Origin of the sequence: Pseudoalteromonas sp. 2CM41L, from assembly GCF_023161905.1 — a bacterium.
Lineage (GTDB): Bacteria > Pseudomonadota > Gammaproteobacteria > Enterobacterales > Alteromonadaceae > Pseudoalteromonas > Pseudoalteromonas atlantica.
On sequence record NZ_JALNTN010000012.1, the window covers coordinates 83,475 to 100,301 of the forward strand.

Annotated in this window: 16 protein-coding genes; 9 read left to right on the forward strand and 7 right to left on the reverse strand. The window is 42.0% G+C overall.

The annotated features are described in order from the left end of the window. Nucleotides 1-223 precede the first annotated feature (223 nt). The 6 genes from MTF64_RS14100 to MTF64_RS14125 form a co-directional block, all read right to left on the reverse strand. Nucleotides 224-3,346: an efflux RND transporter permease subunit gene (locus MTF64_RS14100; RefSeq protein WP_248451764.1), complete on the reverse strand. Its 3,123-nt coding sequence runs from the start codon at nt 3,344-3,346 to the stop codon at nt 224-226. Next, nucleotides 3,343-4,878: an efflux RND transporter periplasmic adaptor subunit gene (locus MTF64_RS14105; RefSeq protein ID WP_248451765.1), complete on the reverse strand. Its 1,536-nt coding sequence runs from the start codon at nt 4,876-4,878 to the stop codon at nt 3,343-3,345. The genes MTF64_RS14100 and MTF64_RS14105 overlap by 4 nt, the downstream gene beginning before the upstream one ends. 4 nt (nt 4,879-4,882) lie before the next feature. After that, nucleotides 4,883-6,205, reverse strand: coding sequence for a TolC family protein (locus tag MTF64_RS14110; RefSeq protein WP_248451766.1), 1,323 nt, complete (start codon nt 6,203-6,205; stop codon nt 4,883-4,885). A 262-nt stretch (nt 6,206-6,467) separates the two neighbouring features. After that, nucleotides 6,468-6,833: a hypothetical protein gene (locus MTF64_RS14115; RefSeq protein WP_024031447.1), complete on the reverse strand. Its 366-nt coding sequence runs from the start codon at nt 6,831-6,833 to the stop codon at nt 6,468-6,470. Nucleotides 6,834-6,896: 63 nt separating this feature from the next. Continuing rightward, entirely contained in the window at nt 6,897-7,505 is a 609-nt protein-coding gene (locus MTF64_RS14120) for a paraquat-inducible protein A (protein ID WP_064386994.1), read from the reverse strand. A gap of 2 nt (nt 7,506-7,507) precedes the next feature. Next, nucleotides 7,508-8,779, reverse strand: coding sequence for an EAL domain-containing protein (locus tag MTF64_RS14125; protein WP_248451767.1), 1,272 nt, complete (start codon nt 8,777-8,779; stop codon nt 7,508-7,510). Nucleotides 8,780-8,924: 145 nt separating this feature from the next. Here MTF64_RS14125 and MTF64_RS14130 point away from each other — a divergent pair, with 145 nt between their 5' ends. The 3 genes from MTF64_RS14130 to MTF64_RS14140 all read left to right on the forward strand — a co-directional run bounded on the left by MTF64_RS14130 (nt 8,925) and on the right by MTF64_RS14140 (nt 11,252). Next, on the forward strand, nt 8,925-9,683 hold the full coding sequence (locus MTF64_RS14130) for a transporter substrate-binding domain-containing protein (protein ID WP_248451768.1): 759 nt from the start codon (nt 8,925-8,927) through the stop codon (nt 9,681-9,683). 69 nt (nt 9,684-9,752) lie between these two features. Beyond that, on the forward strand, nt 9,753-10,319 hold the full coding sequence (locus tag MTF64_RS14135) for an alkylphosphonate utilization protein (RefSeq protein WP_004587636.1): 567 nt from the start codon (nt 9,753-9,755) through the stop codon (nt 10,317-10,319). 117 nt (nt 10,320-10,436) lie between these two features. Continuing rightward, on the forward strand, nt 10,437-11,252 hold the full coding sequence (locus MTF64_RS14140) for an META domain-containing protein (RefSeq protein WP_248451769.1): 816 nt from the start codon (nt 10,437-10,439) through the stop codon (nt 11,250-11,252). Nucleotides 11,253-11,295: 43 nt separating this feature from the next. On the opposite strand, the gene rlmJ is transcribed toward MTF64_RS14140, so the two are convergent. Then, nucleotides 11,296-12,135, reverse strand: coding sequence for a 23S rRNA (adenine(2030)-N(6))-methyltransferase RlmJ (rlmJ, locus tag MTF64_RS14145; RefSeq protein WP_064386993.1), 840 nt, complete (start codon nt 12,133-12,135; stop codon nt 11,296-11,298). 238 nt (nt 12,136-12,373) lie between these two features. On the opposite strand from rlmJ, the gene zapB reads away from it, so the two are divergent. The 6 genes from zapB (at nt 12,374) to MTF64_RS14175 (ending at nt 16,817) form a co-directional block, all read left to right on the forward strand. Continuing rightward, nucleotides 12,374-12,604, forward strand: coding sequence for a cell division protein ZapB (gene zapB, locus MTF64_RS14150; protein ID WP_024031454.1), 231 nt, complete (start codon nt 12,374-12,376; stop codon nt 12,602-12,604). Continuing rightward, the gene (locus tag MTF64_RS14155; protein WP_004587640.1) at nt 12,604-12,906 is read left to right on the forward strand and encodes a cell division protein ZapA; all 303 of its coding nucleotides are present in this window, start codon (nt 12,604-12,606) and stop codon (nt 12,904-12,906) included. The genes zapB and MTF64_RS14155 overlap by 1 nt, the downstream gene beginning before the upstream one ends. 62 nt (nt 12,907-12,968) lie before the next feature. Further along, the gene (locus MTF64_RS14160) at nt 12,969-13,991 is read left to right on the forward strand and encodes an MBL fold metallo-hydrolase (RefSeq protein ID WP_248451770.1); all 1,023 of its coding nucleotides are present in this window, start codon (nt 12,969-12,971) and stop codon (nt 13,989-13,991) included. A 36-nt stretch (nt 13,992-14,027) separates the two neighbouring features. Then, nucleotides 14,028-15,506, forward strand: coding sequence for a LysM peptidoglycan-binding domain-containing protein (locus tag MTF64_RS14165; RefSeq protein WP_248451771.1), 1,479 nt, complete (start codon nt 14,028-14,030; stop codon nt 15,504-15,506). A 67-nt stretch (nt 15,507-15,573) separates the two neighbouring features. Then, nucleotides 15,574-16,062 carry a peptidylprolyl isomerase gene (locus tag MTF64_RS14170; protein WP_024031457.1) on the forward strand — a complete coding sequence of 163 codons (489 nt, stop codon included), beginning with the start codon at nt 15,574-15,576 and terminating at the stop codon, nt 16,060-16,062. Between the two features lie 26 nt (nt 16,063-16,088). Further along, nucleotides 16,089-16,817 (forward strand): SDR family oxidoreductase, encoded by a 729-nt coding sequence (locus MTF64_RS14175; protein ID WP_029772595.1) that lies wholly within the window; start codon nt 16,089-16,091, stop codon nt 16,815-16,817. Nucleotides 16,818-16,827 lie beyond the last annotated feature (10 nt).

Here is a 16,827-nt window from a genome sequence, read left to right on the forward strand (position 1 = left end):
AAACAATGTATTAAAAATAAAAAAACAGCAGCTAGGCGGGTTATTTGGTACAAGTTACAAAATACGGGTAATTTTTATAGGGCAATAAAACAGGTATTGCCCACAGTGTGCTATTAGAGCCTGCTGAAACAGGGGCAGCTATCATACTCACGAGGGTACAAACCGTACACCGCGATTTAACCGCCCCTACATTCAGCAAGTTTTAACTCACAAAGCACAACACCTATTGACTAATATGCTGCTTTTTCCACAGTAAATACACCGCTGGTATAACCAATAACGTAAGTATAATTGCGCTTAGCATCCCACCTACCATCGGCGCAGCTATTCTGCTCATCACTTCGCTACCGGTGCCGGTGCCGTATAAAACGGGTAATAAGCCAGCAATAATGGTAGCCACCGTCATCATTACGGGGCGCACTCTTAGCCCTGAACCTTGCATAATAGCGTGTTGTAGCGCTTGTAAGTTAAATGCAGTTCCAGTTTGCTCGCACTGCTGGCGCTGCTCTGTATAAGCTTGGTTTAAATATACAAGCATTATGACGCCTATTTCTACGGCAACACCGGCCAATGCAATAAACCCTACACCCACTGCCACTGAAAAGTTAAACGCTTCAAAGTACATTAGCCAAATGCCGCCCACCATAGCCAAAGGAAGGGTGGCAATAATAATAAGTACTTCGCTTAGGCATTTAAAATTAAGGTATAGCAGTATTACAATAATCGCGAGTGTAAGCGGGATTACATAAGTAAGCTTTGCTTTTGCGCGTTGCATGTATTCGTACTGCCCTGCCCAAGTAATTGAATAACCAGCGGGTAATTGTAGGTTATCGCCAAGCACTTGCTGAGCTTGTGCTACATAGCTGCCAATATCACTGCCTTTAATATCAATTAAGCTCCACCCATTTAAACGCGCATTTTCGCTTTTAATGCCGGTAGGGCCATCTTCAATAAATACTTTAGCAACATCACCAAGTGCAATATGTTGGCCTGACGGTGTAATAATAGGTAATAATTTTAAATCTTCAGGCGAAGCACGAAAGCTCTGCGGGTAGCGTAAATTTACCGGGTAACGCTGTTGCCCTTCAATTGTTTCAGTCACGTTTGAGCCGCCAATTGCAGTAGCTACAACCTGTTGTATGTCGGCTATATTTAGATTATACCGTGCTGCTTTTTCGCGGTTTATATCCACTTTAATATAACGCCCTGTGGCTACACGCTCTGAATACACTGAGGCTGTGCCAGGCACATCTTTTAACAATTGCTCAATTTGCTGCCCAATATTTTGAATTTCTAACAAGCTTGGGCCCGCAATTTTAATACCTACGGGAGTTTTAATACCGGTGGCAAGCATATCAATTCGCGTTTTTATTGGCATAACCCACGCATTTGTAAGGCCCGGTAATGCAACTAAGCTTTCCAGCTCGGCTTTAATTTTTTGCTTCGTCATGCCCTCTCGCCACTGTGATTTGGGCTTAAACTGAATAAAGGTTTCAATCATTGTCAGCGGTGCGGGGTCGGTTGCGGTATCGGCGCGCCCTATTTTACCAAATACAGTTTTTACTTCAGGCACAGAGGCTATGAGCTTATCTGTTTGCTGTAAAATTTTTCGTGCTTCGCCAATAGAGAGCCCAGGGTAAGTTGTTGGCATATACATTAAGTCGCCTTCATCTAGCAAAGGAATAAACTCACTGCCTATTTTGTTTACCGGATAAAAGCCTATAACCGTCACTATAAATGCAATAAATAGCGTACTTTTTGGAAATTTAAGTACGATGGCTAACAGCGGTTTATACCCTGCAACCAAAGCTCTATTAACAGGATTTTTGTGCTCAGAAATGACCTTACCCCGAATAAAGTAGCCCATTAACACCGGCACTAAGGTTATAGCTAAGCCGGCAGAGGCTGCCATCGCATACGTTTTTGTATAAGCAAGCGGGGCAAACATGCGCCCTTCTTGCGCCTCTAAAATAAATACAGGCATAAAACTTACAGTAATAATGAGCAAACTAAAAAATAACGCAGGGCCTACCTCGGTGGCCGATTTAGTCACTATTTGCCAACGGTTTTGCTTGGTCAGTGGCGTTTTTTCCATGTGTTTATGCATGTTTTCGATCATTACGATAGCACCATCTGTCATAGCGCCAATAGCAATAGCAATCCCGCCTAACGACATAATATTAGCGTTTACACCTTGCCAATACATCACAATAAAAGCCATTAATATACCCATAGGCAAGGTAATAATAGCCACCAGCGATGAGCGCACATGAAATAAAAATACCACGCACACTAAGGCTACAATAATGAGCTCTTCAAACAATTTACTACTTAGGTTATCGACCGCGCTTTTTATTAACGTGGAGCGGTCATAAACCGGAATTATTTCAACCCCTTCGGGTAACCCTTGTTTTAAAGACTCAAGTTTTGCTTTTACCCGAGAAATCGTTTCTTGGGCGTTTTCGCCATAACGCATCACCACAATGCCACCCGCAACCTCGCCTTCGCCATTTAGCTCTGCAATGCCTCTTCGCATTTGAGGACCTAAGCGTACATTTGCTACATCTCGTAATTGTAATGCACTTCCTTGGGCGTTAATTCCTAATGGAATGGCTTCTAAGTCGGCGACACTTTTAATATAACCTGTGCTGGTTACCATGTATTCGGCTTCAGCCATTTCGATTACTGAGGCGCCAGTTTCTTGATTACCTTGGCTAATTGCAGTTTGTATCAAACTAAGAGGAAGGCCATAAGCACGCAACTTAACGGGGTCTACAACCACTTGGTACTGCTTTATCATGCCACCTACAGCGGCTACCTCAGATACACCTTCAACGCTTTGCAGTTCAAATTTTAAAAACCAGTCTTGCAAGCTACGAAGCTGGCTAATATTGAGCTGATTTGTTTTATCGACTAACGCATATAAATAAACCCAACCCACTCCTGTGGCATCGGGCCCAAGTTGTGCCTTTGCACTTGCCGGCAAGCGGCTTTCTACCTGACTTAAATACTCTTGTACGCGGCTTCGGGCCCAGTAAATATCGGTATTTTCATCAAAAATAATATACACATACGAGTCGCCAAAAAACGAAAAACCACGCACTGTTTTAGCGCCAGGCACAGACAGCATTGCCGTGGTGAGCGGGAAGGTAACTTGGTCTTGCACTACTTGGGGTGCTTGGCCTGGGTAGCTGGTTTTAACAATTACCTGTACGTCCGATAAATCCGGAAGCGCATCAACGGGTGTCTGTTTAACACTGTAAATACCCGCGCCAAATACAATAATACTCAGTAACAATACGAGAACACGATTAACGACCGACCAGCGAATAACAGCAGCTATCATAATGACTCCCCATGCATTGAATGATGAGCTGCACCTTTGTCAGTAGGGTGCTCAGCAATTTTGCTTATTACAAATTCGCCCTCAATAATGCTAAACGTAAAATGAACCTGCTGTTCAGGGGAAAGCGCACTAATATCAAGCTCTTTAGCAAGTATAAAGTCCATAGCAGCAGGGCCTCTGTTCCATTTAGCGATAGCCTCTCTGCTAATATTAATAACCCGCTGCGCTGCGTTTATATTATTTATGGTTCCCATTACTGTGGCTGTTTGAACCGCTTCAGCCTTGTCCATTTCCATGTTAGGCATGTCGCTCATGGCGTGAGTGCTTGGCGCGCTCATACGCTTAAAGTCCGAGTCTTTACTCGATTCAGAGTCTATTAAAAACTGCGCAGCAGTCACAACATGGTCTTCTTTGGTAATGCCCGATAGAATAGCCACCTCATGTTGGCTAATTTGCCCTACTTTTACCGCCACCGATTTAAAACGTCCATCGCCTAGAGCAAGTACTACTCGGTTTTGTGCACCTGTACGAATGAGCGCTTGCTTAGGTATAACTAATTGCGGTGAATCACTGTGAGTGTGAATACTTACTTGGGCAAACATATTAGGCTTAAGTAGCCCTGCGGTATTTTCAAAACGCAGCCTTACACGTAAAGTGCGATTTTGAGCATTCAGCGCTGGATAAATGTAATCTACTACGCCCTGCCACTGCTTACCTTGAATGTAATCAAGGGTCATTGTAACGGGGAGCCCTTTGCTCACTAAAGCTGCTTGGCGCTCAAATACTTCTGCCTCTACCCATACTTGATCTAATTTAGCGATGCTCATCATTGAGGTGCCGGGCTTAACATAAAAACCTTCACGTATATTAAGCTCATCAAGCACTCCACTTTGGCGCGCGTAAAATGTAATGTTTTGCATCACTTTTTTATTTTTTTCTAAGCGCTTAATAAAGCCATCAGACACATTTAGCGACTCTAAACGCGCCTTAGCAGCTCGGATCAATACGCTATTATTTTTATTTACTGCGAGTAAAAATTCTTCTTGTGCGTTCACAAGTTGAGGAGAGTAAAGTGTGTAAAGAGGCTCACCGGCACTAACGGGCTCTCCTTGCGCTTTTACAAATAAAGTTTCTATCCACCCTTCTACGCGAGGATGAATATGGGTTAACTGATCTTGATTGTATTGCACATAACCGATTGTTTGAATATCACTTTGCAGTGTTTTAACTTGCACTTTACTGGTTTTAACGCCTAAGTTGTTAACCACTTCAGGTGATATTTTTATAGTACCTGGGCTGTCGTTTTCAGCGTTTGCATATACAGGCACCAGCTCCATCCCCATTGGTGATAGCCCTGGTTCATCGCGCCTATAGTTACTGTCCATTGGCGCAACCCAATACAGCGGCTTCGTTTTTTTATTATCCGCGGTTGTGGCTAAGTGCTCAGTGTCATCAATCAACCAGCGATTAGCAATAAACATTAACGCGGCACCAATAAGCAGCGCTACAAGGTATTTTAAGTTAGTTTTCATTGTTTTATCCTTGTAACTCAGCCATTACTAGCGAGTCTAAACTGGCTGCGTAATAATTTAAGCGAGCAATAATTATGTGTTTGTCTATTTGAATATTAAGGGCATCTATTTTGGCGTTTAGCTCACTAATACGCGCGCGCATAACATCAGAAAAGTCGCCATCGTCACGGGTATACGCGTTTAAAGTAGCCTGAGCTTGTTGCGACATTTGCGGTAATAACGTGTTTTGATAAAGCGTATTGCGCTGCTCAATTCGCTCAAGCTGACTAACCTCTTTAAAGTACTGTCCTTTTAGGTTTTGTAGCGCCACGCGTTTGTCGGTTTTAATGGCCTCTGCATTAGCAATAGCCGCATTAACTTGCTGATCTTGCCTGTTGTCGGTGAATAAAGGTAAGTCAATACTCACCCCCACCGAAAGCAAATCAGCACGCGATTCACCAGCTTGGTTATCAGCGCGGTAGCCATAACCCATATTTACGCCAAGTTGTGGCTTATAACTTTGTTTAGCAAGGCTCACTTGTGTGCGTTTAGCGGCTATACGTTGATCTATAGCCACTATAGAGGGATGCGCCATAAGTAACTTAATGAGCTCATCAAAGTCTAAGCTATTAAATTGGGTAAGCGGGGCTGGCGCTGTAAAAGTTAGGCTTAATGGTTGGCTTAATATGCTCTGTGGTAACCACTGGGCTAACCCTTGTTTAGCGGCATCTAGCTGCTGCGCTAATACAATCAGTTTATCTTCAAGGCGTGTGAGCTCCAATTGTGAGCGAATAATATCTTGCTGACGGGTTTTACCTAAACTACTGGAGTAACTGGCTTCGGTAACTTCAATTAACTGGCTAAACAATGCTTTATCTTGTTCAATTAACGCAATACTTTGCTGCGCTCTGTAGGCATTTAACCACAGCTCCATTACCCTAGCTTTTACTTGCGCTTTTCGCTGGGCCCTAAGCCACGGCTGCTCAAGTGCTTCTTCTTTTATTGCTTGTTGGCTAAGTGCTAGGCTATTACCACGGCTAAAGCTTTGGCTTATACCCACTTTTAACTGCGTCATGTTTTCTTGATCAAACGCAAAGCCATCTACGGGTACACTTTGCAAACCTATGCTTAATACGGGGTCTGGTAGAGTACCTGCAGCAATACTTTGCGCTGTGGCGGCGGCTTGCTTTTGCTCACTGGCGCTCAGCCACGGCTCGTTATTGAGCGCCAGGTTTATGGCATCCGTTAAATTAAGGGTTGATGCTTTTGCTATGGCATCACTATTAAATACAGCACCAAATAAGGTGGCGCTCAGTAATACAGCTTTAAAAATTACAGTGCGGGTCATTGCCTGCTCCATCTAAAATTAAAAATAAAATCTTAAATTAACAAGCAGAACAGGCGCTTTGAGCGAATATAGCTAAATTTCACTCATACCAATGGTGTTAAATTAGTCGTTATTTATAGCGACAGTTAAATAGAGTGATAACAAGGCATAAATATTGGCATGTAGTTGTTCTACATAAGATATTTATAACGCTGTTAACGCTTTATTTGGCACGCTAAATGACTAAATAATCAAGTCGATTGGTATCACACCTATCCTGCGTTTAAGCAAACATAGGAGGGCGATATAAAGTATTACTAGGTGGGGAGGAAATACCGCTATTAAGCTGGGTAACTTTTTCACTCGATAACGAAAAAGCAGTAAATAAGGCCGGGGACGTTAAAATAGAGCTGCTTCCACAGCCATTTATTGGGCAATGACAATCATTTTGAACATCTGCTTCATCACTGCAGCAATCCATTTCCATCATACCTGTATGCAATTTACTCTCGCTCATTACATGCGTGGCATGCTTTGCTGATAGGCTCATATGTGGCATTTCGCACTGCTGATTTACAGACGCAACGGCTTGCCCCACAAACGTGAGTAGCATCACGACAACGAGTAAATTTGAGTAAAAACGCTGCAAAACAAAGCCTATTAAGTAAATTACCCAGTAATAATATTTGAGTTATTGAGCTAACTCAAATAATTAATTTTCTTTTTTAGGTGGTGTAATTAAGCTACTCGCTAAAATAGCAAAAATACAATAAGCACTAAAATACCAAAATCCCTCACCAAAAGTGCTATGCATAATTAGTAAATCGCTACTTTGGCCATGTGCATTGCCTGCCAAATAAGTCACTATTAACGCAATAACAAACACATCCACCATGCTCCACTTGCTCAGTGCGCAAATAACCACAGCTAACTTATTTTTAAATCCGCTGGCCGACAAGCAGCAATACAGTAATTGCAGCAGTAATTTTAAGCTTGGGATCACAATAGAGAACAACCCAACTAACGCCGCTACAAATAAATTATTATTATTAGCTAGCTCGTTTACGGTTCCCCAAATGCTTTGTGTTTTGCTATACGCGTTTATTTCACCCTCTAATTTATCAAGTCCTAACATGCTAGAGAACATCATTAACATACTGCGGGTACGGCCATCGCCTTCCTCAGCCAGCATTTCTATGCCTGCTTTGGCGAGTTGCGATTTATCAATGTTGCCCTCAATCGATAATACAGGTTTGGTAACACCAGGAAATAACAGCCCTAATGCAACCACAATACTTAAAATAGATAACCAATTACGCATATTTATTCTGCAATAGCCTCAATAATTTCGTCACTATACAACAGTGCATCAAGAACATAATTAAAAATATGGCCTATGTGCAAATCACTGTTTATTGCTGGCATTAACACCGCTATTTTATCCATTTCATCTATTTCAAACGCCCTAATAAGCGCAAGGCTTTGCCCTAAAATGCCCTCATTGTTTAATAATGCCTGAGCAATACTTTCATCTAGCGAAAACTCTTTAACAATCGCTTCAAGGTTTGTATCTAAAATTGCATCCATCACAGAAAACAACCCAACCAAGTAGCCCTGACCAACCAGTTCTGCGTGGTTTTGCCCTAGCAATAGCGCAATAAACTGCGCTCTGGTTAAGGCAAGTTTTGTGAGTTCTGAGGGCTTATCGGCGCCTAATTCGCTCAGCGCCAGCACGCGTACCAGTTGCCTTATGCTGTCCTCTCCTAAATACACAACCGCTTGCGAAATAGAGGTAATGGTTAATTTAGTACTGCCCGAGCGTGCGTTCGCTAATTTCAATACACGTGCTGTAATTGCCACATCTCTGGCTACTTGTTTTTGTATTTCATCAAAGCATAAAGATTCTTTTGCCGTAAAACGCAGTAAATCAAACACAATCACCTTACCCGGCTCCACATCTTTGTAAGTGATCATCTCTGGGCGGGCAAAAAAGTAACCCTGAAATAAATCGCAACCCGCTTGTTTTAACGAGTGAAATTGGGCATGGGTTTCTATGCGCTCAACAATAATTTTTGCATGCGGATTAGCGCGTTTAATTTTTTTTATGCGCATATTGGTTTTAATTATTACATCGTCCATTTCAATTTTAATATAATCTACATGCGCAAGTAATGGCGCCCATTTATCGTCGCCATCGTAATCATCTAGGGCAAACTTGTATCCCTCTTGCTTAAGCGCTTTCACGCGCTGAGTTACCTCAGCTATTTTGTTCGTACGCTCAACGATTTCTAACACACAACTTTGTGGTACTAACAATTTAGGAAAATTTTCTAAAATAGTGGCTGAAGAAAGGTTAATAAACGCTAAATGATGCGCTGTAAGTTTGTCTGGCCCTAGCATCATCAGCGTATTAAAAAACAAACGGCTGGTTGCTTGCTCATCAGATGTTCCCACAGGAAATGCATTCTGGGCTGAATCACGATAAAGCAGCTCATAAGCAAACACATTCTGCTGCGCATCAAAAATAGGTTGCCTTGCAACAAACTGTGTTAGTGTTAGCTTTTGCCCGTTCTGTAAAATATTTGTGGGATTCACTTAATAAAAGCCTATCTAATTTGACGTTGTTTATTACAATTAGGTTATACACTGTAATTCAACTGCTATGAAGATTCTAGAATCATTGCAAGCGGAGTTAAATTACATAATACACAAGGTTAAAAGTTTAGCAGAGGTTGCGTATTTGTTTTTTTTAAAGTTGTTTTTATCCTTATTTATTTTGCATCTTGCTACGTTTGCTCATGCCCAGCAAAACCAGCCAGAACTAAATTACAATGTCAGTGCGTCAGGTAGTCACTACCCTTTTTACACCGGCAACCCAGAAAAACCCGGCATTTTGCCAGAAATAATCACCGCTTTAATGGCGCAAGCAAATATTACCGCCAATCACGTTGAGCTTCCCACTAAGCGAATTACCAAATATTTAGAAAACGGCTTTATTGATTTTGATGTAATTTCTTTAAAATGGTTAGCGCAAAGCGAGCGAGATAATCCTTACTATATTTTTTCAGAGCCGCTGATCCCCGCAACCGAAATGATTGTCGCGCTGCCTGATAACGTCGCGCAGTATCAAACTAAGCAAAGTTTATACTCTAAAGAGGTTGGTACAGTACTTGGCTACTACTACCATGATGATGCAAAATTTAACCGCGTCGATTTTCCCTCTGAAAAAGAGCTAATGATTGCATTATCTAAAGCGCGTATTGACGTTGCTATTATGGGTATTCATACCGCAGCGTATTGGTCTAAACAATTAAATATTAATACTGAGTTTGGCGCCCAGCATTCGCATGGTTATTTAAGAGTGCGTTTACTTGCTAAGCACAAAGCGTTACTGCCTAAAATTAACCAAGCACTTGCGCTCTTACATAGTAGTGGTTACATAAAACGCATAGAAGATAAATACATTAACCCAATACCCGCACAAAATTTAAGGGATTAGTATCGCCGCCTACCTTTGCTAGGGTATAATACGGCCAAATGTAAACCTCTTCCTATATAAGAACGCCTTATGAGTATTGAAAAAGCCTTAATCGAGCGCAGTAATAACCAGTGTGAATTATGCAGCGCAACCGAACACTTATCTGTTTACGAAGTGCCTCCTGTTACCGAAACCCATTCAGACAAATGCATTTACACCTGCCAAACCTGTAAAGATCAAATAGAAAACAACAGCGAGCTTACCCCAACACATTGGCACTGTTTAAACGACAGCATGTGGAGCCAAACACCTGCCGTACAAGTAGTGGCTTACAGAATGCTAACGCGCTTAGCTGTTGATAATGGCTGGGCACAAGATGCGCTCGACATGATTTACCTAGAAGAAGACACCCTTGCTTGGGCCAAAAAAGCCCTTGCTGAAGATGACGATATAAAACACGTAGACAGTAACGGCGTAGTGCTACAAGCTGGCGATACGGTTACTTTAATTAAAGACTTAGACGTTAAAGGTAGTAGCTTGACCGCCAAACGCGGCACAGCAGTACGCAATATAGGCTTAACAAATAACCCTGAACATATTGAAGGGCGAGTAGACGGCCAACGTATTGTTATTTTAACAAAGTTTGTAAAAAAATAGCGTTAAAGCATTATATTAAGGCGCATTAGCGCCTTTTTTTGTGGCTAAAAAAATTAAGCCATGATTAAGCTCCTCCCCCCTACACTTACCAGCAATATAGGAATAAGGAGCGCAAGCATGGCAAAGCAGCAATTTAGGTTTCAAAAACGTACATTTACTGGCTTAGGTTTATTAGCCCTAAGTGCACTCACATTAGCGGGCTGTGAAAAACCAGCTAACGAATCACAATCCACAGTACAAGAAAAAAGCGTTATGGGTTTAACCACGCAAGTGAACTATAAAGATCGCAGTATGCCACGCCCTGGCTCACAACTAATTGTAACGCTATCTGATGTGTCAAAAGCAGATGTAAAAGCCGAAATAATTACGCAACAAGTAATTGATATAAATAAAGCACCGCCGTATACCGTGGAGCTAGCTTATGATGACAACAACATTGTTGATAAACACCGCTATAACCTCACCGCTAGAATCATTAATAAAGACAAGGTTCTTTATACCAGTACAATGCAGTACGACCCTTTTAAAAATGCAAACTCTGGGATTCTTCACGAAATTGAGCTTGAAAAAGTCGCCTCACCTAAAAGCGATGTTACCCTTACAAATACATACTGGAAAGCCGTTACAATTAACGCGCAAACAGTCAGTGTAAGAACAAAAGAGCCATTTATACAATTTGATAAAGATAACCGCGTTAACGGCTTTTTAGGGTGTAATAATGTCAGTGGTAGCTATAGCACAGAGCAACATTCAATTTCGTTTAGCCAATTGGCAAGTACAAAGAAAATGTGCTCACAAAGCATGGAGCAAGAAGCGGCTATGTTAAACATGCTCAATAACACGCAAAAGTGGGCTATAGAAGGTGAGTCTTTAGAATTAAAAGATAGCAGTGGCAACACGCTTGCCACCTTTAATGCGGTTTATTTTAATTAAATAAAAGCCCAGCTGGGCTTTTACTTTACATAATGGCAGGCAGTTATTCGTCGACTAACTGCTCGCTTCTATAAAACCCGCTAGGCTCACTTAAAAGCTCAACTAACTCAGGCAATATGCTGTCCATAGTTTGTTTTAATTTCCACGGTGGGTTAATAACAATCATGCCTGATGCCGTCATACCGTGTACGTCAGTATCCGCTTGCGTGCCTAACTCAAATAATTGAATATTACGCATTCCCGAATCAATCAGCCCTTGCTCCATTGTATTGATTCGCTCTCTATCAACAACGGGATACCAAATCATATATGTGCCGGTTGCAAAGCGCTGGTGCGCCTTAACTAGTGTGCTTACAACAGTTTCGTAATCGTCTTTTATCTCATAAGGTGGGTCAATAAGCACACATGCACGGCGCGAAGCTGGCGGAAGTAGCCCTATTAATCCGGCAAAACCGTTTTCGCCACGTACGCGAATAGAGCGCTTACCTTGCATGTTTTGCTCAAGTAACTGCAAATCGCGCGGGTGTAATTCAAAAAACCAGCCTTTGTCTTGACGACGTAAGTAATGCTCAGCAATTTTTGGCGAACCGGGGTAAAACGCCAGTTCATCCCCATCATTAAACGATTTAATTAATGCAATATAATCGTTTAGCGCCTCGTGCTCACTGCTATGTTGCCAAAGCTTAGCAATGCCCTCTTTGTATTCTTGTGTTTTTTGGGCATCAGATGAACTTAACTCAAAAAATCCCGCACCAGAGTGGGTATCAATATAATCGAGGGGTTTATCTTTAATAGTTTGATATTGAAGTACCTGTGCAAGTACTAAATGTTTAAGCACATCGGCAGGGTTACCTGCATGAAAAGAGTGTCTGTAACTAAGCATTGTTAATTTTCGCTATACGCAATTTAATATCGGCAGTGAACCATAAGCTCTGTATTTTGGCAACCTATACACCGCTTTGCGAGCAGTTAAGTGAACCATTTATGAACAAAAAAGCCGCCACCCTGAATTATCACTTAATAAACAATAAAATTGTGCTAAAACCACCGTAAATGCTGGCAAAACAACACACTTTGCTTTACATTTGCATGACATTAATTACAGTTATATGAGCGCCTTTATGAACAACACAACTCTTCAACAACTCGAACAACTGATTGACTCGCTTATCGAGCGCAACAACCAATTACAAACAGATGTTGCTAGCTTAAAAGAGCAAAACGCAAAACTAAGTGACGAAAACGAAATTTTACAACTAGAAGCCCTTGAAAACGAAGAAAAGCAAAAAGATGCCAGCTCTACGTTAACAGGCTTACTTGATAAACTACAAAGCGCACAACAGGCAAGCTAATGTCTGAGCTGCAAAACCAGCGGGTCACAGTTGAGTTGCTAGGTAAAGAGCAGCAGTTTGCATGCCCGGTTGGGCAAGAAGATGCATTAATAGCAGCAGCACAAAATTTAAATGACTTGGTTGAGCAAACAAAGCAACGCTCATCAGTTCGCAACGAACAACAGGCGATACTTTTAGCAGCACTTACACTTAGCCATGAGTTGCTAGAAGCTAAAACGCATGCCAGTGTAGAGCAACAGCAGCAAGATCAACTCATTGATAAACTCAGCCAATGCTTGGCGAGTGACCCAATAAAAAAATAAAAAGCGCCCCGTGCGCTTTTTGTTTATTATGAGGGTAAATAAATGCTGCGCAGAGACACACAATGACATTAAAACCCCTTTTAGTAACTGTAATCCCCGCCCTTTTTATTACCCTTAGCCTATTTTCTCACTCTAGTAAGGCAGCGGTTACTTGGCAGCAAATAAACGAAAATGTACAATTTTTAAAACAACAAGATAAGCTACGTTTTTACGATTCCAACCAAGTGCTCATAGAAGGCGAGCAATGCGCACTCATGGTAGATGCAAGCGGAAACTTTGCAGCCGTTGAAGCACTGGCAAAACAATTAAAAAAACACCTTAAAACCCCGCTCTGTTATTTAATTGCGACTCACTTTCATGACGACCATTTACTCGGCATGGCCGTATTACAAAACGCTTTCCCAAAAGCGCAGCTAATAGCGCATAAACAGGTAGCCGATAATTTTGCCACCTACCAACAGGCTTACGATGATAAGTTAGCAGGCTATGAAAAAAGTATAGAGTTGAGCTATCAGCGCTTAGCCACATTGCCCGAGCAACAGCAAACACAGTGGCGCGAAAAGCTCTCTTTAGCTAAACAACGTTTTTTACGTTGGAAAAACTATCACTTAAAATCACCTAGCACCGTAATCAGCGAGCAACAAAGTATTGATTTAGGTAACTTTGCGGTACAAATAACGCCCGAAAAAGCCCACACAAACGGCGATTTAACACTTAGTACCAATAATGGCACGCTGCTAATAGGCGGCGATATTGTTGACTGGCTACCCTACCCAGGCCACGGCCAGTTACAAAATTGGCAAGCCTTGCTCAAACGCTATATTAATCAGCCTAATTTGCGTACAATACTTCCCGGCCACGGCGGGGCGCTTGAAAAAGCGCAACTTAAGCAGCCTTTATTGTTTTTAACAAATTTAATAACCCATGTGAAAAACAATAAAAAACAAACGCTTGAGCAACTTACTGAGAGTTTCCCTGCGGATGTTTTAACACCATATAAACAAGAAGCGTTAAATACAAAGTCGAGCCAGTTATTTTTACAGGCTGGGCTTAAGCGCGCCCAGTTAATTGAGCACGCGCAGTAGTGTTATAAAATAAAGGATTGTAGATAAGAGATGAAGATGCGTGGATTGCTTGTAAGTTGTGTAATTATTTTTTTGTATGGCTGTAACAGCACACAAACACAACCCGAAACAGACGCACCACAAATTTTTACTCACTTTGAGCCAAGCTACGAAAACCAAATAGAGCTTGAGCCTGTACAGCCAAAACAATTACAGCAAGCCAATACTGCGCCGCCAGTAAAGGCAAAAAAAACAATTGTAAAAAAGCGCCCCGCCAAAGCTAAAAACCTATGGGCGCATATTGCCAACAACCTACATTTTACGGTGTATCAAAATCGCGCCTTAAAAAAGCGTATTAACTGGTATTTAAAACAACCTAACTATTTACCCACGGTAAATAAACGCGCCGCGCCTTATTTGTATCATATCGTAAAAAAAATTGAGCAAAAGCGCCTGCCTATGGAGCTGGCTTTACTGCCCTTTGTAGAAAGTGATTTTAGACCCACCATTGCCTCATCGCAGCAAGCAGTAGGCGTGTGGCAGTTAGTGGCCGCCACAGCGCATCATTTTGGCATTAAATCCGATCAGTGGTATGACGGACGACAAGATGTACTTGCCTCCACCGATGCCGCACTTAAATACCTCAGCTATTTACACAAACGCTTTGATGGCGACTGGCTACACGCCTTAGCGGCTTATAATAGTGGTGAGGGGCGTGTTAAACGAGCCATTGAGCGAAATAAAAAACGCGGTAAAAGTACCGATTACTTTTCTCTAAAGCTGCCAAAAGAAACGGCCGACTACGTACCTAAACTGTTAGCGCTAAGCTACTTAGTTAAACACCCGCAAAAAGGTTTTAAGCGCCCTAAACTGGCTAATAAACCAATAACAACGCAAATGAATGTTGGCCAACAGTTTGATTTTTCGGTCATCGCTAAGCTCTCTGGGGTTGGCTCAAAACAGTTGCACGCGCTTAACCAAGGCTATTTAAAAAATCAAAGCTCACCTAATGGCCCCCACTCATTGCTTTTACCTGTCGGCCAAGAAGCACTGTTAAAAAGTCAGTTTTTTAAGTCTAATTTTGCAGGCGAATACATTGTTAAAAAAAATGATACGCTATACAGCATTGCAAGGCGCTTCAGCATGTCGGTAAACGCGTTAAAGCAGCTCAATGGCAAACAAAATAATATGATAGGCATAGGGGAAAAACTGCTGGTTGGACAGCCTAAAACGCTCCCCAAATCGCTCACTATAGATTATCAAATTAGTCCTTATTTAGAGCCACAAGAAGTCGCGATCCCCACTCTTGAAATAGACTATGAAGTAAAACAAGGCGATAGCTTGTGGAGCATTAGTCAGCTTTACGAAGTGCCACACAGTGATTTAGCTAAATGGAACAACTTAAGTGCCTCAAGCATTTTAAAGCCTGGCACGCAATTAACGCTATTTATTCCCCAGGCAGAAAAACCCAAACAGCCGCAGCAAAAACAAGATTTACTGCAAGATCTACAAAAATCACTTATTCAACCACGCTGAGTTTATAAAGCTCGGTATTTCGCGTAAAATCGGCTTTTAACTTAGTCAAAAACTTAAAGAGACAAGCATGCAAATTAGCAAAAATTCAGCAGTTGAATTTCATTACACATTAAGCGAAGCGGGCGAGCAACTAGAAAGCAGTGTAAACCACGCGCCTCTTAGCTATATTCATGGCAGCGAAGGCATGCTTCCTGGCTTAGAAAAAGCCCTTGAAGGCAAAGCCGCAGGCGATAAGTTTAGCGTAACACTTGAGCCTAGCGAGTCATACGGTGAGCGCGTTGACGATTTAATTCAGCGTATTCCGCTTAAGCACCTACAAGGTGACGTAAAAGTGTGGAAACCAGGTATGACTGCGATGGTGCACTCAAACCAAGGCCAACACCAGGTAACATTAGTTAAAGTAGGCCGCTTTAATGCAGATTGCGATTTAAACCACCCGTTTGCAGGCAAAACGCTAACGTTTGATTTAGAAGTGGTATCGGTTCGTGAAGCAACCAGTGAAGAGATTTCGCATGGCCATGTTCACGCTGAAGGCGGCTGTGGTCACTCTCACTAATCACACACCTTAAATTAGGAGCAAGTATGTCTAAGGTTGCTATTGTTACAGGCGGTACAAAAGGCATTGGGTTAGCGGTTGTAAAACGCTTTATTGAAAATGGCTACACGGTGCACAATTTGGATATTGAGTACAGCGAGCTGGGGGTTTTTCATCAATGCGATGTGAGTAATGTTAGTGCTGTAAAAGCATGTATTACGGCCATTTGTAAACAAAGCTCACGCATAGATGTACTTGTTTCTAACGCTGGTAAACACCTCAGTGCTAGCATTGAGGATACCGATGAGCATACTTTCGATGCATTATTTGCATTGAACGTTAAAGGGGCCTATGCGGCTGTACAAAGTGTACTACCCAGCATGAAAGCGCAAAACAATGGCGCCATTATTTTAATAGCCTCAGATCAGGCAATAATTGGTAAACCTAACTCGTTTGCCTACAACCTGACAAAGCATGCTCTTGCTTCTATGGCAAAAACTACAGCACTTGATTACGCCCAATTTAATATTCGCGCGAATGCGGTATGCCCAGGGACAATAGAAACCCCTCTATTTCATAACGCGATAGATGCTTATTGTAAAAAAAGTGGGGCTAACAAGGCCGATATAGTGGCAGAAGAGGCAAGCCTTCAACCGCTAAACCGCTTAGGACAAGCTGATGAAGTTGCCGCGTTAGTTAGCTTTTTAGCAAGTGATGATGCAAGCTTTATAACCGGTAGCCTACAAAATATTGATGGCGGATATACCACACAATGAGCACATGCCG